The sequence below is a fragment of the uncultured Alcanivorax sp. genome, assembly GCF_947258575.1.
In the GTDB taxonomy this organism is placed as follows: domain Bacteria; phylum Pseudomonadota; class Gammaproteobacteria; order Pseudomonadales; family Alcanivoracaceae; genus Alcanivorax.
Genome location: NZ_CAMYIV010000012.1, coordinates 296,230 through 317,699, shown reverse-complemented (window position 1 = coordinate 317,699; position 21,470 = coordinate 296,230). Strand labels below are relative to the sequence as shown.

The following is a 21,470-nucleotide window of genomic DNA, read 5'->3' as shown; positions in this document are numbered from 1 at the left end:
GCACGCCATTTGCGTGCACAGCGGTCTGCGACCAGCATGTGTAGTTTCAGTACGATAGAAAGCATGCGACCATTCTGTCCAAGATAACGAGAGCGCACAAGATGAAAATTTATCTGGTGGGTGGTGCCGTGCGGGATGCATTACTGGGACTGCCGGTGACAGAAAGAGACTGGGTCGTCGTCGGTGCCACACCCGACGAGATGCAGGCCAAAGGGTTTCGCCCGGTGGGACAGGATTTTCCCGTCTTTCTGCACCCGAAAACCCAGGAGGAATACGCCCTGGCCCGCACGGAACGCAAATCCGGTCACGGTTATGGCGGCTTTACCTTCCATGCCGCCCCCGATGTCAGCCTGGACGACGATCTGGTGCGCCGTGACCTGACCATCAACGCCATGGCCCAGGAGGAAGGCGGCCAGGTGTTTGATCCCTTCAACGGCCGGATTGACCTGAAGGCCCGCCTGCTTCGCCATGTCTCCCCCGCCTTTGCAGAAGACCCCTTGCGAGTATTACGGGTGGCGCGGTTTGCTGCCCGCTACCACTGGCTGGGTTTTCGGGTAGCCGATGACACCCTGGCACTCATGCGGCAGCTGGCTGACAGCGGCGAGCTGGATTATCTGGTGCCGGAACGGGTCTGGAAGGAAACCAGCCGGGCGCTGATGGAGCGCGATCCCCAGGTCTTCTTTCAGGTGTTGCATGCCTGTGGCGCCCTGCGGGTGTTGTTTCCGGAACTGGCTGCTCTGGATGGGGTTCCGCAACCGGAGCAGCACCATCCGGAGGTGGATACGCTGGTGCATCAATGGCTGTGTCTGGAACAGGCCAGTCGACTGAACCTGCCGTTGACGGCCCGTTACGCTGTGCTTTGTCATGATCTGGGTAAGGGCAAAACGCCCGAGGAAGAATGGCCCCGGCATATCGCCCACGAAATTCGTAGCGCCCGGCTGGCGAAAACCGTGTCAAAGCGCTGGCGCGTCCCCAAGGACGCCGCCACCCTGGCGGCCCTGGTGGCGGAATACCATACCCACTGCCACCGGGCCCTGGAGCTGAAACCCGCCACGGTCTGGAAGCTGCTGAAAACGCTGGACGTAATACGCCGACCTGAACGGCTGGAGGATTTTCTTCTCTCCTGCGAAGCCGATGCTCGCGGTCGTACCGGCCTGGAAGATCGCCCCTACCCTCAAGTGGATTACTTGCGTGGTACGGCGCAGGCTGCCAGCAATATTGATGTTGCCGCACTGCGCCAGAGCGGCATCGAAGGGCCGGCACTGGGCGAGGCCATTGAAAAAGCTCGCATTCATGCAATCTCGGAGTTTAAAAAAACATGGCAGACCCCGTCGCCCTGATTACCGGTAGCGCTCGCCGCATCGGCGCAGAAATCGTTCGCACCCTGCATGCCAATGGCATGCGGGTGATTATTCATTACCGCAACAGCGCACAAGAGGCTCTGGCTCTGGCGGACAGCCTCAATCGCTCGCGCCCGGATAGCGCGGCCACGCTTCAGGCGGATCTGGATCAACCCGACCAGGTGCGGCAACTGGCCCAGGATGCCCTGGCCTGCTTCGGCCGCATGGATCTGCTGGTCAACAATGCCTCCAGCTTCTATCCGACCCCCGTCGATCAGGCCGATGATGCCGACTGGGACAGGCTGGTTCACAGCAACCTGCGCGCTCCCTTTATTCTCAGCCAGACACTGGCCTACGCCCTGCGGCAGCAGCAGGGCAGCATTATCAATATTGTGGATGTCTACGCGGAAAAACCGCTACAAAACCATACCCTGTATTGCATGGCCAAGGCCGGACTGGCGATGATGACCCGCAGCCTGGCCCGCGAACTGGGGCCGGATATCCGCGTCAACGGCGTATCACCGGGTCCCATCCTGTGGCCGGAGGCCGGGCAGATGAATCAGCAAGAGATTCAGGATGCCACCGCACTGAAACGCTGCGGCACACCGCAGGATATTGCCCAGACCGTCTTGTGGCTGGGCACACAGGCGCCGTTTGTTACCGGCCAGATTTTGGCCGTGGACGGAGGGCGCTCTCTCACATTACAGGGAAGTTAAACGTGTTCGGGGGGACAGAATGAAAGGACTCATTACACTACTGGCATTGCTGCCACTGCTCGCCAGTGCCGAGGTGTACCGCTGGCAGGATGCCGACGGTAACTGGCACTTTGGCGATCAGCCGCCACAGGAACAGCACGAGAAACTGGATATCAAGGCGCCGCCCAAGATCGGCCAGGGCGAGCGGGTCCGCGAAATCAATCAACGCACCCTGCGACTACGCGAAAGCGAACAGGCCAGGGCGCAGGAACAGGCAGCCAGAGAGCAAAAACAACAAGATGCTCAGGACAAGAAATGCCGAAACGCCAGGGCAAAATTGAAGCGACTGCAGGGCCGTTTCGTCTACCGGGATGACGACGGCAATGTCACCCACCCCACCATGGATAAGGTAAAAGCCGACCAGGACGCCGTTCGCCAATGGATACAACAACACTGTACGCCCTGATCCGCAGCGGCCTCTGCCTGATCGCACTGGTGACATCACTGGCTGCCCATGGGGACATTTTTCAGTGGCGCGATGACAACGGCAAGCTGCACTTTGGTGATCGTCCGCCCGAGCAGGTGGACAGTAAAAAAATCACCCAAAGAACGTCCCCGCTCATGCAGGAACTGGAAATTACCGTACTGCGGCAGGACTTCACTCTGCCCGACGGAATCCATGACACCACCCTGCAGGCGATCCGCAACATCTACCGGCGTTACCGCAACGATTTCGGTCTCGACCTGCATGGCACCGCCCAGGTCAATCTGTATCTGTTCGAACAGCAGGCGGATTTCCGTCAATGGATGGTCGACCGCATCGGCTCCAGCAACGCCAATTACGCCGGCGTGTTTATCCCTTCCCGCAATGAAGTGGCCGTCTGGCGCTGGGGCGATGATCAGGACGTGGCCCAGACGATTCTCCACGAAAGCAGCCACGTACTCCTTTACCAACTGTCCCCGGCTTCACCGGTGTGGCTGCATGAGGGCCTGGCCCAGTATTTTCAGACTCTGCAAGTGCAACCCGATGGCCGCCTGAAAGTCAGTGCCCTGCCTGACGCCCAGGCACGCATCCGCCAATGGATGGATGAAGGGCGGCTGATCACCCTGCGACAGTATCTGTCCCTGGGTGATACCCAGTGGCGGCGCATGGCCCACGAACTCGATGCCATTCCCTACACCGTTGCCTGGGCGACGACGGCGTTTCTGATGTCCAAACCCGTGGGCCGCAGCACATTGCGCCAACTGCTTCAGGAACTGGAAAAAACCGACCGCCGCCCCACGTTGAGAAGGATAGACCAGATCTATCCGGGTGGGCTGACACGGCTGGAGTATGATTTTTTCCGCTGGGCGCAGAGTGACATGGCACCGCATTGGTATTGAATACAGCGGCAAGCTGTAGGAGTTCCTCTTGAGGGACGAATCCGAGCTTGAGCGAGGAAGCTAGCGCCACCTGATCACTCTTTCGACGCCTGGCACACCTGATCGCCCTCCGGGCGATTTCCTTGCTCCGCAAGGTTCGCACCTCAAGAGGTACTCCTACAGCGGCTTCGTAGAAATCGAGCGTAGCCCGTAGCTACGCTTCCAGCGCCACCACCCACAATGCCTGTCCGGCAAAATCCGACTCTTCCAGCAACTGCCGGTAAGGCTTGCCGATTTCCGGGTGAATTGCATCAGGAGCCAGATCCACCAGAGGCTTGAGAACAAAGGCGTGCTTGAGGATTTCGTCACGGGGCAGTTGTACCCCGTCGATATCGCCGGTGAGATCGTTGTAAGTGAGAATGTCGATATCCAGGGTCCGGCTGGAAAATTTCTTTTCCCCACGCACCCGACCATGGTCTTTTTCCATATCGCGCAAGACTGCGGCCAACTCACCCACGGACAAGGCAGTGTCGATTCCCACCACCAGGTTGTAGAAGGCATCGCCGGAAAAACCCACCGCTTCACTTTCGTACACCGGACTGACCGCCAACTCACCGAAGGCGGCAGCCAGTGCCTGCAGACCGGAACGGATATTGTGCTCCCGGTCGATATTGGAGCCCAGGCTAAGGTACACCCGGGCAGATTGATCCGTATTACCCATTGGGTTTTTGACCCCTTTCGATGATCACGCCCACATCCCGCGACCCACGCAGGGCGCCGGGCTTGCTGAGGCGCAGTTTCAGCCAGGGAACATTGAATTCACCAATCACCAGCTGAGCCACGTTTTCCGCCAGGGTTTCCACCAGCTGAAATTCACTGCCCTCGATAAACGCAATCACACGCTTGCCGATGGCCTTGTAGTCCAGCGCATCGTCGATGTGATCCGACGCCGCACCCTTGCGGATATCCGCCGCCATTTCCAGATCCAGGCTGACAGTCTGACGAATACGCCGCTCCCAGTCGAAAATCCCGATCACGGTATCCACTTTCAAATCATTGATATAAACAATGTCCATACTCGCCCTCTTGGCGCAGATTTCACGGGGAAGCGACTTAACATCTTCATAGATCCCTTTTGGGTAATCAGATGTTACGCTTGCAACGCAGGCAGGCGTGTCGCCATGTGTACAATTAACGCCTGCCAAGCATGCAGAATTCGCCACCCCGGCGATGTGAAGGGAGATTATAGCCGGTGCAAGCAGGGACATTACAGGATGTGTGGTATTGGCTGCTGCCATTGTGCGTGGCCGGCTATCTGATGGGCTCCATTTCCAGTGCGATTCTGGTGTGCCGGTTGTTCGGCTATCCGGACCCGCGCACCGAGGGCTCCAACAACCCGGGCGCCACCAATGTGCTGCGTATCGGCGGCAAGCCCGCTGCGGCGCTGACGCTGCTGGGCGACGTACTCAAAGGGGTGATCCCGGTAGTGATAGCCCACTACCTGGGCATGGGCCCGTTCGTGGCCGCACTGGTGGGCACCTTTGCCTTTCTCGGCCATCTGTTTCCGGTGTTTTTCCACTTCCAGGGCGGCAAGGGTGTAGCCACGGCCTTCGGTCTGTTGTTTGCCCTGCACTGGCCCAGCGGCCTGGTGGCGGGTGTCGTCTGGCTGCTGGTCTTCGCCCTCACCCGCATTTCTTCCCTGGCCTCGTTGAGCGCCTTCGTGGTCGCCCCGGCCTGCATCTTCGCCTGGCTGCCCCAGGCCTTCTGGCCCATGGTGGCACTGTCACTGGTCATGATCCTGCGCCATCGCAGCAACCTGCAAAAACTGCTGCGCGGGGAAGAACTGGGGTTCCGGAAGAAGGACTGAGCTGCAAGCCTCAAGCTACAAGCTACAACGCGACAGGCCCTGGTAATTTCTGAGACACGCTACCCGCGCACCACCCCAGGAGCGCGGGCAGAGCTTTTGAGAGCCAACCCGACTTAGTCCGCGCCTTGCAGCTTGCAGCTTGAAGCTTGCAGCTTCTCCAGCTCCGTCAGCGGCCAGCGCGGGCGAACCTTGATGGGCAACTCCGCGCGTTCCCCGGCCTGCAGGCGCAGAGCGCCAGCAAAGGCGATCATGGCGCCGTTGTCGGTGCAATACTGGGGCGCGGGGTAGAACACCTCGACGCCACGCTTGTTCATTTGCTCGGCCAGCTTGGCCCGCAAGGCACGGTTGGCACTGACACCACCGGCCATCACCAACCGCTTGTCCCCGGTCTGCTCCACCGCCCGACGACACTTGATGACCAGCGTATCCACCGACGCTTCTTGGAACGCCAGGGCGATATCTGCCTGGTCCTGCTCGCTGAGGGCGTCCTTGCCGCCCAGATCGTTGATGGTGTTGAGCGTAAAGGTCTTCAGACCGGAAAAGCTCATGTTCAGACCAGGGCGGTCCGTCATTGGCCGGGGGAAGCGGAACCGCCCCGGTGTCCCTTGCTCCGCCAGGGCGGCAATACGCGGGCCGCCAGGATAGCCCAGCCCCATCATCTTGGCGGCTTTGTCAAAGGCCTCACCAGCGGCGTCATCCACGGATTCACCGAGAATGGCGTAATCGCCCAGGGAGCGGGCTTCCAGCAACAGGGTATGGCCGCCACTGACCAGCAGGGCCACAAAGGGAAAGGCCGGCGCATTCGGCTCCAGCAGCGGTGCCAGCAGGTGGCCTTCCATATGGTGCACTTCCACGGCAGGGATCCCCCAACCAAAGGCCAGCGCCCGGGCCACGCCAGCTCCCACCAGCAGCGCCCCGGCCAAACCCGGGCCCGCGGTATAGGCAATGCCATCCAGCTGCTCCGCAGTGGTATCAGCCTCCGCCATCACCTGTTTCACAAGGGGCAGCACCCGCTGCACATGATCGCGGCTGGCCAGTTCCGGCACCACGCCGCCAAAGCGGGCATGCATCTCCACCTGACTGTACAGGGCCTGCCCCAGCAGACCGGCATCGGTGTCATAAATGGCAACCCCGGTCTCGTCACAGCTTGATTCAATACCCAATACACGCATGATGCTCACCCCTTGAAATACGGGCGCCATGATAGCGCCGGACGACCGGATTTGCATTTATTCCTAACTCAGGTAGAATCCCCGCCCTCGCCGCACCCGGGACCACCTGAGCCCGCGGCGAATCCATATAACCCAAAGACTTTTAGGAAGGTGATTCTTCATGCCTCAGGTGAAGGTGAAAGAAGGCGAACCGTTTGATGTGGCCCTGCGCCGTTTCAAGCGTGGCTGTGAAAAAGCGGGTGTTCTCTCTGAAGTGCGTCGTCGCGAGCAATATGAGAAGCCCACTCAAGAGCGTAAGCGCAAACGTGCCGCAGCCGTCAAGCGTCACCTTAAGAAACTGCAGCGTGAGCAGCTTGCACGCAAACGTCTCTACTAAGGTAGACGTCTGAATGAGTGCGCTCAAAGAGCAGCTCACTGCAGCCATGAAAGACGCCATGCGTGCCAAAGAAAAGGCACGTCTTGGCGTTTTTCGTATGGCGCTGTCAGCGATCAAGCAAATCGAAGTGGACGAGCGCATCGAGCCCGATGACGCCCGTGTACTGGCGTTGCTCGACAAGCTGATCAAGCAGCGCAAGGACTCTGCGACTCAATACCGCGATGCGAACCGCCCGGAACTGGCGGAAATCGAAGAAGCGGAAATCGTAGTACTCCAGGAATTTCTCCCCACCCAACTGAGCGACGCAGAAGTCGACGCTCTGATTGATGATGCCATCTCCCAGACCGGTGCCTCAGGCATGCAGGATATGGGCAAGGTAATGGGCATCCTCAAGCCGCAACTGCAGGGCCGTGCCGACATGGGCGCCGCCAGTGGCAAGGTTCGCGCCAAGCTGAACTGATCCCCACGGTCACCCAGCCTGACCGGTTTTATTCGACTCTTTTCCTCTCAATCCAAACTGACTTCGTACGGCGAACGGAACTACCGCCAGTTACCGCTTTCTGTTTGAATAGCCTCCCATCTGGCAGAATCTGACCCATGGCACGCATCCCGGAAAATTTCGTACAGGACCTGTTAGCCCGCACCGACCTGGTGGAGCTGATCGATTCCCGCGTGCCCCTGAAAAAAACCGGCCGCAACTACAGCGCCTGCTGCCCCTTCCATCAGGAAAAGACCCCGTCGTTCACGGTCGCCCCGGACAAGCAGTTCTATTACTGCTTTGGCTGCGGCGCTTCCGGCAATGCGGTGGGTTTCCTGATGGAATACGAGCACCAGAGCTTCCCGGAAGCGGTGAAACAGCTTGCTGGCCGCGCCGGCATGGAAGTCCCGGAAAGCCGCCCGGAAACCCCCGCCGACCGGCAGAAAAAAGACCGCCTGCAATCGCTCTACGACCTGCTCAGCCGGGCCGAAAAATTCTACTGCCAGCAATTGCGCCAGGCACCGGAACGACAAAAAGCCGTCACCTATCTCAAAGGGCGGGGACTCAGCGGGGAGATTGCCAAACGCTTCGGGGTCGGTTTTGCGCCACCGGGTTACGACAACCTGATTGGCGGTTTGTCGCTCACCGAAGCCGGCCTGGAGCAAGCCCTGACTGCCGGTCTGCTGGTGCGCCGTGAAGATACCGGGCGCACCTATGACAAGTTTCGCGACCGCATTATCTTTCCGATCCGCGACACCCGCGGGCGCACTATCGGCTTTGGTGGACGGGTGCTCGGCGACGGCAAACCCAAATACCTGAACAGCCCGGAAACCCCGGTCTTCCACAAGGGCCAGGAGCTCTACGGTCTGTGGGAATGGCGTCAGAGCCGCGACCGCAGCGACCGGCTCTACGTGGTGGAGGGCTACATGGACGTGATCGCCCTGGCCCAGCACGGGGTACCCAATGTGGTCGCCACCCTGGGCACTTCCACCAGCGAAGATCACGCCCGCAAGCTGTTTCGCCAGGTCAACGAAGTCGTGCTCTGCTTTGACGGCGACAAGGCCGGGGTCCGCGCTGCCTGGCGCGCCCTGGAATCGCTACTGCCCGCGCTGGACGACGGCAAACAGGTGCGCTTCCTGTTCCTGCCGGACGGCGAAGACCCGGATACCCTGGTCCGACAACAGGGCCCGGAAGCCCTGCGGGCGCTCACGGAAAAGGCCGACGCGCTCTCCACCTACCTGTTCCGACATCTGTCCGAAGGCCTGGATCTGGCCACGGTGGATGGCCGTGCCCGTCTGGCCCGACTGGCTCTGCCCTATCTGGACAAGCCTGCCGGCCCGGTCTACCGGGCACTGCTTACCCAGGAACTATCGCAGCTGACTCGTCTGGACAAGGAATCGCTGACGCAATTGAAGCCGGCACCCAAACCGGCCCAGGCGCCCGCCGCCCCTTCCCGGCCCGAGCCGGAACCGCATGACGATTTCATGCCCATGGATGGCGGCGAATCAATGCCACCACCGGACGACTACTACCCGGCAGACAACCACTACTCGCCACGGCCTCCCAGCCGCCCCGCCCGTTATCAGGATGGCAGTCGCAAGGGCCCCATGACCCTGCCGGAACGGCTGGTATTGGTACTGCTGGATTACCCGGAGCTGGTGGAAGCGCACCCTCTTCCCGACGGCGTGGAGCTACTGCCCCTGCCCCACATCGACCTGCTGATACAGGTAGCCGGCCTGTGCCGACAGAATCATGGGCCCGCCGCCCTGCTGGGCGCGCTGATGGCACTGGAACAGGGCGAAACCCTGTCCCGTCTGCTCAAGGCCAGCCTCAAACCACCCATGCAGAAAGAGATGGCAGCCCGCCTGTGGCAGGATGCCCTGTCCCAACTGGAAGTGGCCCGCCTGGAAGCCGCCCTTCACGAAATCGAGCAGGCCGGCATCCCCGATACCGCCCAGTGGCAGGAGCTGCACAGAGCCCTGGCCGAAGCTCGCCAGCATGCGCGCCAGCCCCTCAACTAGAAAAAACACATAAACATATGATTTTCATAGAGAAACAACACTAGCAACAATTCACTGCCATCAGGCCCGTAGTCTTGCATTTACTGGCCGAAATCCCCATATACCGGTATAATACGCCGTTTTCCCACGCCACAATCCGCTAGTCAGCCACGGCAAGCTAGCACGACGTTACGGGCTTTATTGCATGACGACTCAAAAGCAGCAGCAACAATCCCAGCTGAAGCAGTTGATCGCGCTCGGCAAGGAACAGGGTTACCTGACCTACGCCGAAGTGAATGACCACTTGCCGGAGTCCATTACCGACACCGATCAGGTGGAAGACATCATTCAGATGATCAACGACATGGGCATCACCGTGGTGGAAAAAGCCGCCGATGCCGATCAGTTGATGATCGAGGAAAGTGCCGACAGCACCGACGAAGTTGCCGCCGAAGAAGCTGCCGCTGTTCTCGCCTCTGTAGAGAGCGAGCCCGGCCGCACCACCGACCCTGTGCGCATGTACATGCGCGAAATGGGCACGGTGGAACTGCTGACCCGTGAAGGCGAAATCGAGATCGCCAAGCGTATCGAGGAAGGCACCCGTGAAGTCCTGCACGCCCTGGCTTTCTGGCCCGGCGCCGTGGACATGCTGATCGACGAATATGCCCGCGTGGAAAACGAAGAGCGCAAGCTCACCGACATCATCGCCGGTTACCTTGATCCCAATGATGACGGCGCCGCCGCCACCAATGCCAACAAGGAACCGACCTTCGCAGAAAAGGCCAAGAAAGCCGCTGAAGCGAAAGAGAAAGCAAAAGAAAACGGCGATGACGACGACGCTGACAAAAAAGACGGCGACGATGACGATGACGATGAAGACGAAGGCGGCCTGGATCCGGTACTGGCAGCAGAGCGCTTTGCCGAGCTGAAAAAACTGCATGAGAAAGCCGAGCGCGCCCTCAAGCGCAACGGTCGCGACCATGCCAGCTCCGCCAAAGCCCTGGAAGCCCTGGCCGAACACTTCACCCTGTTCAAGTTGGTTCCGCGCATCTATGACGAAATGCTGGTCGGCGCGCGCAACAACCTGGACCTGGTGCGTAAATTCGAGCGCCAGATCATGACCTCCGCCATCCGCCGTGGCGGCATGGATCGTCGCGATTTCATCAAGCTGTTCCCCGGCAATGAAACCAACATGGGCTGGGTCGATCAGCAGCTGAAAACCAAAAAGGGCAAGACCATTGCCGACAAGCTGAGTGTCGTAAAAGAAGACATCCAGCGCGCCCAGCGCAAGATCACCACCGTCGAAGAAATCATTGGTCTGCCCGTTGGCGACATCAAGGAAATCAACCGCCGCATTTCCATCGGTGAAGCCAAGGCTCGCCGTGCCAAGAAGGAAATGGTGGAAGCCAACCTGCGTCTGGTAATTTCCATCGCCAAGAAATACACCAACCGCGGCCTGCAGTTCCTCGATCTGATTCAGGAAGGCAACATCGGCCTGATGAAAGCCGTGGACAAGTTCGAATACCGTCGTGGCTACAAGTTCTCCACCTATGCCACCTGGTGGATTCGTCAGGCCATTACCCGCTCTATCGCCGACCAGGCGCGCACCATCCGGATTCCGGTGCACATGATAGAGACGATCAACAAAATCAACCGGGTACAGCGCCAGATGCTGCAGGAAATGGGCCGCGAACCGACCCCGGAAGAACTGGGCGTGCGCCTGGAAATGCCAGAAGACAAGGTCCGCAAGGTACTGAAGATCGCCAAAGAGCCGATCTCCATGGAAACCCCCATCGGCGACGATGAAGATTCCAGCCTGGGCGACTTTATCGAGGACGGCAACATGGAGTCCCCGGTGGATTCCGCCACGTCCCTGGGTCTGGAAGAAGCCACCCGCGAAGTCCTGGCCAACCTGACCGCCCGTGAAGCCAAGGTCCTGCGCATGCGTTTCGGTATCGACATGAACACTGACCACACCCTTGAGGAAGTGGGCAAGCAGTTCGACGTGACCCGCGAGCGTATCCGTCAGATAGAAGCCAAGGCGCTGCGCAAGCTGCGCCACCCCAGCCGCAGCGAACACCTGCGCAGCTTCCTGGATGGCGACCTTTAACGCTTGAAAAAAATTGCCGGCCCCCGAATAATCGGCGGCCGGCATTTTATTGTCCTTCCGTTTTTCGGGCCTATAGCTCAGCTGGTTAGAGCAGTCGACTCATAATCGATTGGTCCCAGGTTCAAGTCCTGGTGGGCCCACCATTTCCCTCGTTATTCCTCTCATCTACACCTGGCGACGCTTAACGACAGCCACTTAATGGCAGTCTGGCGCGGCCCATGGATCCGCTTTACCCTGCAGGAAAGTTGTTCTCAGACAGCACTCGGAGCCACCGTGGACGGCAAAAAAATCTCACTAAAATCCTGGGATGCCATCAAGCATGAGCTGAAGCGCCAGGGCAAAACAGATGCGTTGCGGGAGCTCGAAAGCGCCCTCGAACAAGACCAGAAAATCCGAGCTCTGAAACTGGCCAGGGCCCATGGGCTCCTGCTGGAGCCTTGACGCCTGGTTTGCATCCCCCTGCCCTGCTGATGAGCTATCACCGCACTGAATTCAGTGAGCGCTCGTTTCTTTTCCACGGAATTTCGATACGCTGGTTACTACCGTCAACACCAGAGCACCCGCAACAACTCCGCCCACCAGATTGATCAGCAGCGGCACCAGCCAGGACACAGCGCCGGCCATTTCCTGCAAAGAGTGAATCCAGTCATGGGAGCCGGGGATACCATGCACCAGAATTCCGCCACCCACCAGGAACATGGCGGCGGTACCCACCACAGACAGAGTCTTCATCAGCCACGGCGCCACCGTCAGAATCGCTTGCCCAAAGGCAATACGGGCCCCTGCAGCGGTGCTGTCCGCAGGCGTCTGCATCAGGTTCTGACCCGCATCGTCCAGCTTCACGATACCTGCTACCAGCGAGTACACGCCCACCGTCATCAATACGGCAATGGCGCAGATAGCCGCCACCTGTACGCCAAAAGTGGCGCTTTGCACCGCCCCCAGGGAAATCACGATGATTTCCGCGGAGAGAATAAAATCCGTGCGGATCGCCCCCTTGATCTTGCTCTTCTCGAATGCCACCAGATCCACGTTCTCATCACTGACTGCCTGAAGGCGCTGCTGGTGCTCTGCCTCCTTCGCATCCCGGCCATGCAGAAATTTGTGAAGCAGTTTTTCACAGCCCTCATAACAGAGGTAGGCGCCACCGACCATTAGCAGCGGTGTAATCAGCCAGGGCAAAAACACACTGATCAGCAAGGCGGCCGGCACCAGAATCAGCTTGTTGACGAATGACCCCTTGGCCACCGCCCAGACCACCGGCAGCTCCCGCTCCGCCCTGACGCCGGACACCTGCTGCGCATTCAGCGCCAGATCATCCCCCAGCACACCGGCGGTTTTCTTTGCTGCCACCTTGGTCATTACCGATACATCATCGAGAATGGTGGCAATATCATCGAGCAATGCCAGCAAGCTGGTTCCGGCCATGAAACTCTCCTTTGAATAATCACTATGCCTGGGTGCGCATCCAACGCTGATTCTACCGGCACTTATCGTCCGACGCACCGCGAACTCGCCCCCTCTTTTGCCGCGAGTTTGCTATAGTGCAGCCAAAGCCATCGACAGCCCAGAAACCATGCCGGACTATCAGCGCCCACAGTGTCTTACCAATATCCATCGCGAGGAAATTGCCGATGGGCTGGTTCGTGTCGGCTGCCACTACCATATCGAAAAATTGCTCGACGACAGTTTTTTGCGGGCCGATATCCCGTTGCCCTCCTCGCTGACCTCATCGGTCAACAAACGCAAAACCGAATACCTGGCCGGGCGCTGGTGTGCACGGGAAGCGCTACGCATTCTGGGTTTCGAGGGGATTCCGGGCATGGGTGCCGATAGAGCGCCGCTGTGGCCCGACGGCACCGTGGGCAGCATTACCCACAGCAAGGGCTCTGCAGAGGTGATGGTGGCCGACGCCCGGCACTGGCTGGCGGTGGGCCTGGACACCGAGCAGTGGCTAACCGCAGAGCGGGCAGACCGGCTGTGCCGTGAATTGCTGACCGGAGAAGAAAGGGAACACCTGAAAGGACTCAGCCCGATACAACGGGCCAATCGCATCACCCTGATCTTTTCTGCCAAAGAGAGCCTGTTCAAGGCACTCTACCCCCTGACCGGCAAGCGTTTTTACTTCCATGATGCCGCCCGTCGCAACCCGCGCTCACTCACCTTGCTGACGACGCTGACAGAGCAGTGGAAACACGGTACCGAGGTACCCTTTCGCTGGCGAGAACGCCAACAGGGCGTACTCAGCTGGATTGCCTTGCCACGCTAAGCGGGCATTGCCTTTACGGCCGCCCGGACAGACCACAGTCGTGATAGCCTCGTCGCTTATGCCTCATTGTTAACGGCATGCGCTTCTCACAACGAGGCGGCAGTTACATTATGGCTGACTGCCTTTATTCGCAATACTGGCCAGGTTGGCGGCGATTTTGGGGCGGTGACTGGTGGAGGCGCTACTGGCCTCCTCAAACAGGGCACGAGCCCGCACCTGATCGCCATTAAGCAGCGCCACATAACCGGCATTGCTCAGGGCTTCCGCCCGATTCTGGGAACGCTGCCACGTCGCCACGGCACGATCATAGCGACCTTGCCGGGCCTGGGCGATAGCCAGGTTGTGGCTCATGCGCTGCTCCCGGGGGTAGCGTGCCACCGCCCGCTGCAGCAAGGTTTCTGCCTCGCGATACTGGCCCGCCATGATCAGCGAATAGCCGGCATTGTTAATCACCATGGGGCGATCCCCGCCGGCATCCAGCGCCATGCCATACCAGCGGGCGGCAGACTGATAGGAGCCGATCATGTCGTCGGCAACCCCAAGGCCATTGAGGGTACGCCAGCGTAAAGGATCATTGCGGTGAGCGATCTGCAACTGACGGCGGGCACTCTCCCACTCTCCCCGAGCCAGCAAGGCAAGCCCCCTGCCCTCCTGGGCCTCCACCAACGTCGGCGCCTCCTCAAGAATCAACTCGTAGGCTTTGAGGGCGGGTTCACTGCGGCCGCTATCCAGGCTTAACCGGGCAATGGCAAGCTTGGCCCGTATCGCCCAGTCATCCTCACGCTCGGTCAGCGGCACGTAATTAGCCAGCGCCTCGGAAAAATCTCCTTTGGCACGGGCGGACTCCCCCTGGGCGAATTGTTCATCCGGGCTGAGAATCTCATCAGCCTGGTCGTCCAGGCTGGAAGAGGTCGCGCAGGCACTCAACCAGCCTGCCACCAGAAGTATTAGTAGTGCTTTCATGGTCAGCCCCCTTACATGCGGTCGAGAAAACCAGTGTAGATATGGATGGCCGCCGGGCCCAGGATCACCAGGAACAGGGCGGGAAAGATAAACAGTAGAATCGGTATGGCCAGCTTGACGGGTAACTTGGCCGCTTTCTCGCGGGCGGTCTGGATGCGGATATCCCGCATTTCATCCGCATGCTCACGTAACGCATCCGCGATGCTGGTACCAAAATGCTCGGCCTGTATGAGGATGGATACCAGGGCCTGCATCTCCTCCAGATCGGTTCGCTCGGCCAGGGCTTTCAACGCCTCATTACGGGGCTTGCCGGCGCGAATCTCCAACGTCACCAGTAACAACTCATCACTCATGTCACGTGAGGCAAAATGAAATTCATCCCCGACACGCTTGATCGCCGCATCCAGACTCAGGCCCGCTTCCACGCACACCACCAGCAGATCGAGCACATCCGGGAACACTTCCGCCAGATGCTGCCGCCTTGCTTCTTCCTTGTGCCGCAACACCAGGTTGGGAATAAAAAAACCAATCAGGGCCGATATGACCAGCGCAGCCACCGCCCAATGTCGCTGGGTCACCAGGGTTGGATACATCAATAATGGCGTGATAGTCAGTACCGGCAGCAACACCGCGAGAAAAAACTTGGCAAGATAATAGATCCCCATGGCCTGGGCGCTGCGGTAACCGGCGCGAACCAGACGGGCACGAATCCGAGACTGCTTCCACTTGTCGTCCGGCACCACCAGGCGCGCCATCGGTTGTAACCATTTAACCGTGAAAGGGCCCTCTTCCGTGGCTTTTCCATGCCCTCTTTCACCAGAAGCAAGCCCCTGAATTTCACGCAAACGCCGGTCGAAGGTGGCGTTACCACTGAACAACCAGTTACCGACTGACGCCACGATGATGACCGTCAACAGAAACAGGGACCCCATTATCAGGACTGACAAGCTAATTCCTTCCAGCATGACATCTCTCCTTGATCAGACCCTGAAGTTGATCATCCGGTGAATGACAATGTACCCCAGCAACATCAGCCCCAGTTGAGCACCGATCACGATGTAACCCATGGTGGTTTCCACCAGCGTGTAAAGATACGTAGGGTTCAGTAGCAACAGCGCCCCGGCTACCACAAACGGCAAGGCAATAAGGATATTGGCAGAAAACTTCATTTCTGCAGCAAGCACTCGAATCTCCCGGAAGGTTCTTGCCCGCGAGCGCATCACCGCAGAAAGGCGATTAAGGACCTCGGCCAGATTGCCACCGGTGGATTTCTGAATCAGCACCGCGGTGATGAAGTAACGCATTTCCTCACTACTGCTTCGCTGGGCCAGATGACGCAGGGTGTCTTCCAGGTCCATACCGAAGTTCAACTCATCAAAGGTGGTGGCAAACTCGGGGGCAATCGGTTCTGCCATTTCCCTACTGGCCTGCTTGATGGCCGCAGAGAACGGATTCCCGGCTCGCATGCTGCGGGCAAGAAAATCCATGGCCTCCGGTAATTGTTCCGAAATCTTACGGGCCCGCTCCCGCTTCTTCGCCTTTACATAGGCATAGGGAACATAGAATCCCAGTAGCATGGCAATCGGCAAAGCCAGGAACCAGAACACCTTGAGAAGAAGCCAGAGAATCAGAAAAGTCAGCACAAACAGGGAAAGTTGAATCAACAGATAGCGTGAGACCGTGAGATCCACCCCGGATTGCACCAGCATTCGATCCAGGGAATGTGAACGGGGAAACATGGCCAGAATCCGGTTTAACGCCGGCACCTCACTGAACGTTCGCCGGCGCAACAGAGACAACGCCTCTTCATTACTGAGCCCGGAAGCCGAAAGATTACGAAGCCGCTTGCTCACCGCCTGGGTGCGTTCCACATTCATGGAACGGTAAAGCATGTAGAAGCCTTCAATCAGCCCCACCACGGCCAGAAACGCAATCAGCGATATGATGATAGTGATTTCATTGATAATCATGGCCGCCCCCTATTCGTAAACACGATCAGGATCGAAAACACCTTCATCAAGCGCAACACCACGCTCTTTGATCCGCTGCATCATCATGGGGCGAATGCCCGTAGCCCGGAACTCCCCCTGGACTTTGCCGTTCTCATCCACACCCAATCGTTTGAACTGGAAAATCTCCTGCATGTTCACCACATTCTGCTCCATGCCGGTAATTTCCTGGACGCTAATCACCGCACGCCGACCATCAGAAAGTCGCTCGGTCTGCACAATAAGGTCCAGGGCGGCAGCGATCTGCTGGCGGATGACATTGGGAGAAATGGAGACGCCCGCCATGCCGATCATGTGCTCCAGACGAGAAATGCCATCGCGGGCCGAATTGGCGTGAATAGTAGAGAGTGAGCCGTCATGACCGGTGTTCATGGCCTGCAACATATCCAGCGCTTCCTCGCCGCGCACCTCACCGACCACAATCCGATCGGGGCGCATTCTCAAGGCATTTCTCACCAGATCGCGAGCAACAACCGCCCCTTTTCCTTCAATATTGGCCGGGCGCGTTTCCAGTCTTCCCACATGGGGCTGCTGCAACTGCAGTTCGGCTGAATCCTCGATGGTCAGGATTCGTTCATTGGCAGGGATAAAACCGGACACCACATTCAGCAGCGTGGTTTTCCCGGAGCCAGTACCCCCGGAAATAAGGATGTTGGTTCTCGCCTTGACCGCGGCTTTCAGAAAATCGGCAATAGGCTGGGTAATCGATCGAAAATTCATCAAGTCAGTGACCGTCAACGGGTCTGCCGCGAATTTACGAATAGACAGCAGGGGCCCATCCACCGCCAGCGGCGGAATGATGGCATTGACCCGCGATCCATCCATCAGGCGGGCATCCACCATGGGGCTGGATTCATCCACCCGGCGCCCGACCGCACCGGCAATTTTCTGGATGATTCGCATCAAGTGATCATTGTTCTGAAAACGGATATTGACCTTTTCCAGCACCCCATGGCGCTCGATATAACAGGTGTCAGCGGTATTGATCAGGATATCCGAGATGGACGGGTCGTGAAGAAGAGGCTCAAGCGGCCCCATACCCAGAACTTCGTTTTCCACATTTTCGATCAGTACGCTCTGCTCATGCTCATTGAGCACAAACCCGTTTTCATCAATCAGATCACGCAGGGCAAGCCGGATCTGATTTCGCACCAGCTTTTCCTCCATCTTTTCCATCTGACGGAGATCCAGGCGTTCCATTAACAGTGAGTGCACCTTCTTCTGCACTGCACTGAAATCCATTTCATCAATCCCTCTTTCACTGGCAAACATGGTGAACTCCTTTCTCAATGCCGCCCGATAAGCCGCCCCAGCAGGCCGGCTTGCTCTCTTTTTTCACCGGTAAGTTCTTCCACAATCTTTTCGGATATCTGATATATATCCTTACTGATACGGCTATGTTTTGCGTGCTTACTCAATGGCATGCCATGATCCTGTGATCCCATGACGGCATCGTAGTCGTTGGCAATACGAACCATATTTTCAATCTTCAACGTGTCATGAATCTGTTTATCGGTCACCGTGGAGTGTTTCGAGCGATAACGGTTATCCACAATGGTGATATCACCATCATCAATACCCACGCTGTGAAAATAGGACATCAGCAAACGGGCATCACGCAACACCGCCAGACTTCGCTGGATCACCACATAGATACTGTCACTGGCTTTGAGAATCTCCTCATTCCAGTCGTTAATCGCTTTGGGAAGATCCAGCACCACCACATCAAACGTTTGCTTCACTACATCCAGGAATTTTTTGACATCAGCGGAACTGACTCGATCAAGTCGAGTAATCTTGTTTGGCGCAGGCAACGCATAAAGACCGGAATCATGGCGACTCATCATGGCGTTGAACATGGTCTTGTCGAGTCTCGATGCCTGTCCCAGCGCGTCCATGACATTTGCCTGCCACTTAACATCCAGGTACAGAGACACGCTACCGAACTGAATATCCAGATCGACCAGAGCCACTTTCAAGTCTTCATCCATGGCGGCAATGTCACAGGCAATATTCACGGCAATGGTTGTGGCTCCACTGCCAGATTTGCTGTTGATAACAGAAATAATCTTCCCTTTTCTCGCATCTACATCCGGCCCCAGTCCGGTTTTCAACCTGGATAGCTCTCTCTTCAAGTCTTCTTCGGAGGGGGGTATGGGAATGACATCACGGGCGCCAACCCGCATCAGGCGACGAATAACATCAACCCCGGGTTCACGGAAAGCGGCATAGACGGGAATATCAGGAAGCTCGCTGATTAATGCCTCAATATGCGAAGGATCCTGTTCGCCCTCATCATTACCCTCGACAATGACAGCATGGCAGCCAGACTCATGGACTTTGACCACCAAGCTGCCGTTAAGCGTATAGGGCAATGCAACAAACCCGGCTTTCAGCCCTGTGACGATCTGGCCGAACTGAGCCTTGGTAGTCTCATTGCGGTATATCAGTCCGATGACCAATCCTGTACTCATCCTTGCTCCCTCTGAATTGCTTCAGGGTGTATTCAGGTCTTCACTGACCCGTGTGCTGGTAAAATCCGGTAGCGTAAGATTCGGGTCCAACCCGATCACACCCGGCAAAACCAATTCGTATTCCTGGCCAACAATAGAAACCGAGACCTCTCTGACTGGCCGCGGATTACCGGAAAACCCCGTGGAAGAACAGCCGTAGCGCACGGTTACATTGGCCGCCTGCAGATCTCGATAAAGCGAATTCATTTCATTCATCAAATCGTCGCAGTTGGCCGAATCACAGGTCACCGTCACGTCCGACACAGCGGAACAGTCCAGAGAGGCAATATCGGTTACCGCGTCATTGACGATGGCATAACGGGCGCCTGCTCGGGTGGCATCCACGGCGCGCGTCCAGGTAAAAATCACCAACGCCAGTTCGATGATGGCAAAGATAAGAAGCAGGAAAAGCGGTAGCGTGATCGCCATTTCCACCATGGTTGACCCACGCTCGCGCTTTCTTGATAGGCATTTATTCACCATGGTAACGCTCCTCCACGGTGGCACTGAGAGTGATAGGCCCCAGATCCAGGAAAGGCACGATGGTGTCGCCAAAGATGGCGCTGAAGTCCACTGAAGCTGTGGCAATAATGACGCAAGCGTTATCACCACCGGTGACCATGCGCTGCTCCAGTGTGAAGCTCACATCTCCCGCATTCAGGTCTGGCAGTAAGGCATTACCGTTTCCTGCCTGATTACCAAAAGCCACCAGATTTGCGGCATTATTGATGGAAGCACCCCACTGCCCTGCCTGCGTGCAATCGGCATTCACGCTTTGTGCGGAACGGCTCATATAACGAGCGCCAGACGCCACTGCCTTGCTCAGGGTGTTTTGCTGGTAGATAGCGCGGCCCATCTCGGTAATACCGAACACCAGCACGATCATCAGCGGCAGCAGGATGGCAAACTCCACCATGGCTGCACCTGCCTGACGTGCAGGCAACTTATTCATACAGTTGAATCTGCACATGGTAATTATCATCCGTATCCTGGGCCCAGCCGATGAATTCCCCATAGAACGTCACGTTAGGAGGACCTTCCGCCGGCTTCACCAGAAACATCCTGGCAAAACCGTCTCTGGGAAAAATCACGCCACTTTTCTTACCTCCCGTAATACCTAATGCTTCGCAGCTCAATACCGCCATGTTCATGACTCGCCGAGACTCCGGACCTGCCGGGTCTGCCGGCTGCCCAGCCGCAGGAATATCATTGGCAATCTCGTGCTGATACACCTCATAGCGGGTTGGGCGGCTGACGTTGCTCCAGCCATTTGGTGCAGGTGAGCCATGGTTTGCTGCCCAGTAGGCATCAAAATCCCAGTCACCATCACCGATACGGCTATCGATGGAATCTGAATTAGCGTCCAGCGGATACGGAACCACGTTGGGTGCCGGCGGCCAATCGCTGTCAAAATTCTGGAAAGGGTTGGGCCCGTCATAAATACCGAACCGGGTATTCCATCCGGCTCGGGTCTTGGCCGTCATTGAGCCAGTCTGGGTGGTGAACGTTGCTGGCTGGCAGCCCACGTCACCCTCGTTAGCGATAAACAGCGACACATCATTTGCTCCGGGCCCAGCGTTCGGCGGCTGAAGGAACCCGAAATTACCACTGCTCCACTGGTTGGACCCCTGCTGGCGCATTTCGATATGTGCACCCACTTCCATTTCATCACTGAAATGAGAGCCCTCGGATTCCCAGGGATCGCACATGGCCATTGGGGGGTAATTACAGGTAAAGAAATTTCGTCCTGCCAACGCATTGGTGACTGCCGTGGCCGTATCCGCAGTATCAATACCCAGAGCGCCGAGTACCGGTAAAAAAATCAGGTCAGAGGTAAATCGGTCCCCATCTCCTGCCAGTGCCGGATCAAGAGTCACTCTCACATAATGCGTATCCACATCCGATGTGGCCGCATACTTGCCTGGCTCCACTTCAGCACCGCTGCAAAAGTCACTGAAGCCCGGATCGGATGGAGAAACATCCGTTTCACTGCCGATGACACAGAAAAACTCGAAGGCTCCTGCCGGTAGCCCGGTGGCTCCCAGTAATTCGGTAACACGGGCAAAACGTGCATCATGCTCGAGCAAATCGCGTGCCGCAGCACGGGCACGGTCCTGAGCATTGTTATCAGAATTCAGCTCAGCAGCCGCAGCCAGGGCAGCAGCATCCGCCGCATTCTGCATATCGGTTCGCATCATCAGAACCCGCCCGACATCAATGGCCAGAGCAGCAACACCGATCAGTATCACGATCAGTATCGCCATCATCACCATATAGGCGCCACGCTGCTGCCTTTTCATCATTTTCGTCCTTTTC

Annotated in this window: 23 protein-coding genes and 1 tRNA gene; 12 read left to right on the top strand and 12 right to left on the bottom strand. The window is 57.7% G+C overall.

Features of this window, described 5'->3' with window-relative positions; genetic code table 11:
* The first annotated feature begins 101 nt into the window (after positions 1-101).
* The 4 genes from Q0Y02_RS14920 to Q0Y02_RS14905 are packed head-to-tail and all read left to right on the top strand — an operon-like array spanning position 102 to position 3,418.
* A complete protein-coding gene (locus Q0Y02_RS14920) occupies positions 102-1,340 on the top strand; it encodes a multifunctional CCA addition/repair protein (protein WP_297770154.1) in 1,239 nt (412 codons plus the stop codon).
* The gene (locus tag Q0Y02_RS14915) at positions 1,319-2,056 is read left to right on the top strand and encodes a pteridine reductase (RefSeq protein WP_297770151.1); all 738 of its coding nucleotides are present in this window, start codon (positions 1,319-1,321) and stop codon (positions 2,054-2,056) included. The genes Q0Y02_RS14920 and Q0Y02_RS14915 overlap by 22 nt, the downstream gene beginning before the upstream one ends.
* Before the next feature lie 19 nt (positions 2,057-2,075).
* Positions 2,076-2,501 carry a DUF4124 domain-containing protein gene (locus tag Q0Y02_RS14910; protein ID WP_297770148.1) on the top strand — a complete coding sequence of 142 codons (426 nt, stop codon included), beginning with the start codon at positions 2,076-2,078 and terminating at the stop codon, positions 2,499-2,501.
* On the top strand, positions 2,474-3,418 hold the full coding sequence (locus Q0Y02_RS14905) for a DUF4124 domain-containing protein (RefSeq protein WP_297770145.1): 945 nt from the start codon (positions 2,474-2,476) through the stop codon (positions 3,416-3,418). The genes Q0Y02_RS14910 and Q0Y02_RS14905 overlap by 28 nt, the downstream gene beginning before the upstream one ends.
* Positions 3,419-3,611: 193 nt before the next feature.
* Here Q0Y02_RS14905 and folK read toward each other — a convergent pair whose 3' ends face one another.
* Both folK and folB read right to left on the bottom strand, forming a co-directional pair.
* Positions 3,612-4,118: a 2-amino-4-hydroxy-6-hydroxymethyldihydropteridine diphosphokinase gene (folK, locus tag Q0Y02_RS14900; protein ID WP_297770142.1), complete on the bottom strand. Its 507-nt coding sequence runs from the start codon at positions 4,116-4,118 to the stop codon at positions 3,612-3,614.
* Positions 4,111-4,473, bottom strand: a complete 363-nt coding sequence (gene folB, locus Q0Y02_RS14895; protein WP_035244902.1) for a dihydroneopterin aldolase — start codon at positions 4,471-4,473, stop codon at positions 4,111-4,113. The genes folK and folB overlap by 8 nt, the downstream gene beginning before the upstream one ends.
* 176 nt (positions 4,474-4,649) lie before the next feature.
* Between folB and plsY the strand changes: the two genes are divergently transcribed.
* Positions 4,650-5,264, top strand: a complete 615-nt coding sequence (plsY, locus tag Q0Y02_RS14890) for a glycerol-3-phosphate 1-O-acyltransferase PlsY (RefSeq protein WP_297770136.1) — start codon at positions 4,650-4,652, stop codon at positions 5,262-5,264.
* A gap of 113 nt (positions 5,265-5,377) precedes the next feature.
* Here plsY and tsaD read toward each other — a convergent pair whose 3' ends face one another.
* Positions 5,378-6,436 carry a tRNA (adenosine(37)-N6)-threonylcarbamoyltransferase complex transferase subunit TsaD gene (tsaD, locus tag Q0Y02_RS14885; protein WP_297770833.1) on the bottom strand — a complete coding sequence of 353 codons (1,059 nt, stop codon included), beginning with the start codon at positions 6,434-6,436 and terminating at the stop codon, positions 5,378-5,380.
* 160 nt (positions 6,437-6,596) lie between these two features.
* On the opposite strand from tsaD, the gene rpsU reads away from it, so the two are divergent.
* From rpsU to Q0Y02_RS14855, 6 genes are all read left to right on the top strand, one after another.
* Complete coding sequence (gene rpsU / locus Q0Y02_RS14880) at positions 6,597-6,812, top strand: 30S ribosomal protein S21 (RefSeq protein ID WP_035244904.1); 216 nt, start codon at positions 6,597-6,599, stop codon at positions 6,810-6,812.
* A 13-nt stretch (positions 6,813-6,825) separates the two neighbouring features.
* Positions 6,826-7,272 (top strand): GatB/YqeY domain-containing protein, encoded by a 447-nt coding sequence (locus tag Q0Y02_RS14875; RefSeq protein ID WP_297770133.1) that lies wholly within the window; start codon positions 6,826-6,828, stop codon positions 7,270-7,272.
* Between the two features lie 137 nt (positions 7,273-7,409).
* Positions 7,410-9,311, top strand: a complete 1,902-nt coding sequence (dnaG, locus tag Q0Y02_RS14870; RefSeq protein ID WP_297770131.1) for a DNA primase — start codon at positions 7,410-7,412, stop codon at positions 9,309-9,311.
* 184 nt (positions 9,312-9,495) lie between these two features.
* Positions 9,496-11,400, top strand: coding sequence for an RNA polymerase sigma factor RpoD (gene rpoD, locus Q0Y02_RS14865; RefSeq protein WP_297770128.1), 1,905 nt, complete (start codon positions 9,496-9,498; stop codon positions 11,398-11,400).
* Positions 11,401-11,466: 66 nt separating this feature from the next.
* Positions 11,467-11,543, top strand: a tRNA-Ile gene (locus Q0Y02_RS14860).
* 130 nt (positions 11,544-11,673) lie between these two features.
* Complete coding sequence (locus tag Q0Y02_RS14855; protein WP_297770124.1) at positions 11,674-11,841, top strand: hypothetical protein; 168 nt, start codon at positions 11,674-11,676, stop codon at positions 11,839-11,841.
* Positions 11,842-11,892: 51 nt separating this feature from the next.
* Here Q0Y02_RS14855 and Q0Y02_RS14850 read toward each other — a convergent pair whose 3' ends face one another.
* On the bottom strand, positions 11,893-12,828 hold the full coding sequence (locus tag Q0Y02_RS14850; RefSeq protein WP_297770121.1) for a DUF808 domain-containing protein: 936 nt from the start codon (positions 12,826-12,828) through the stop codon (positions 11,893-11,895).
* Between the two features lie 148 nt (positions 12,829-12,976).
* Here Q0Y02_RS14850 and Q0Y02_RS14845 point away from each other — a divergent pair, with 148 nt between their 5' ends.
* Positions 12,977-13,669 (top strand): 4'-phosphopantetheinyl transferase superfamily protein, encoded by a 693-nt coding sequence (locus tag Q0Y02_RS14845; protein WP_297770119.1) that lies wholly within the window; start codon positions 12,977-12,979, stop codon positions 13,667-13,669.
* A 108-nt stretch (positions 13,670-13,777) separates the two neighbouring features.
* On the opposite strand, the gene Q0Y02_RS14840 is transcribed toward Q0Y02_RS14845, so the two are convergent.
* From Q0Y02_RS14840 to Q0Y02_RS14805, 8 genes are read right to left on the bottom strand one after another with little or no spacing between them, the layout of a single operon-like run.
* Positions 13,778-14,632, bottom strand: a complete 855-nt coding sequence (locus tag Q0Y02_RS14840) for a tetratricopeptide repeat protein (protein ID WP_297770116.1) — start codon at positions 14,630-14,632, stop codon at positions 13,778-13,780.
* Positions 14,633-14,643: 11 nt separating this feature from the next.
* Positions 14,644-15,597 (bottom strand): type II secretion system F family protein, encoded by a 954-nt coding sequence (locus tag Q0Y02_RS14835; protein ID WP_297770113.1) that lies wholly within the window; start codon positions 15,595-15,597, stop codon positions 14,644-14,646.
* A gap of 15 nt (positions 15,598-15,612) precedes the next feature.
* Positions 15,613-16,602: a type II secretion system F family protein gene (locus Q0Y02_RS14830; RefSeq protein ID WP_290510988.1), complete on the bottom strand. Its 990-nt coding sequence runs from the start codon at positions 16,600-16,602 to the stop codon at positions 15,613-15,615.
* A 9-nt stretch (positions 16,603-16,611) separates the two neighbouring features.
* Positions 16,612-17,913, bottom strand: coding sequence for a CpaF family protein (locus Q0Y02_RS14825; RefSeq protein ID WP_297770111.1), 1,302 nt, complete (start codon positions 17,911-17,913; stop codon positions 16,612-16,614).
* A 14-nt stretch (positions 17,914-17,927) separates the two neighbouring features.
* Positions 17,928-19,115, bottom strand: coding sequence for an AAA family ATPase (locus Q0Y02_RS14820; protein ID WP_297770108.1), 1,188 nt, complete (start codon positions 19,113-19,115; stop codon positions 17,928-17,930).
* Positions 19,116-19,136: 21 nt separating this feature from the next.
* Positions 19,137-19,637, bottom strand: a complete 501-nt coding sequence (locus Q0Y02_RS14815) for a TadE family protein (RefSeq protein ID WP_297770105.1) — start codon at positions 19,635-19,637, stop codon at positions 19,137-19,139.
* On the bottom strand, positions 19,627-20,106 hold the full coding sequence (locus tag Q0Y02_RS14810; protein ID WP_297770102.1) for a TadE family protein: 480 nt from the start codon (positions 20,104-20,106) through the stop codon (positions 19,627-19,629). The genes Q0Y02_RS14815 and Q0Y02_RS14810 overlap by 11 nt, the downstream gene beginning before the upstream one ends.
* Positions 20,099-21,427 carry a Tad domain-containing protein gene (locus Q0Y02_RS14805; protein WP_297770100.1) on the bottom strand — a complete coding sequence of 443 codons (1,329 nt, stop codon included), beginning with the start codon at positions 21,425-21,427 and terminating at the stop codon, positions 20,099-20,101. The genes Q0Y02_RS14810 and Q0Y02_RS14805 overlap by 8 nt, the downstream gene beginning before the upstream one ends.
* Between the last annotated feature and the right edge of the window lie 43 nt (positions 21,428-21,470).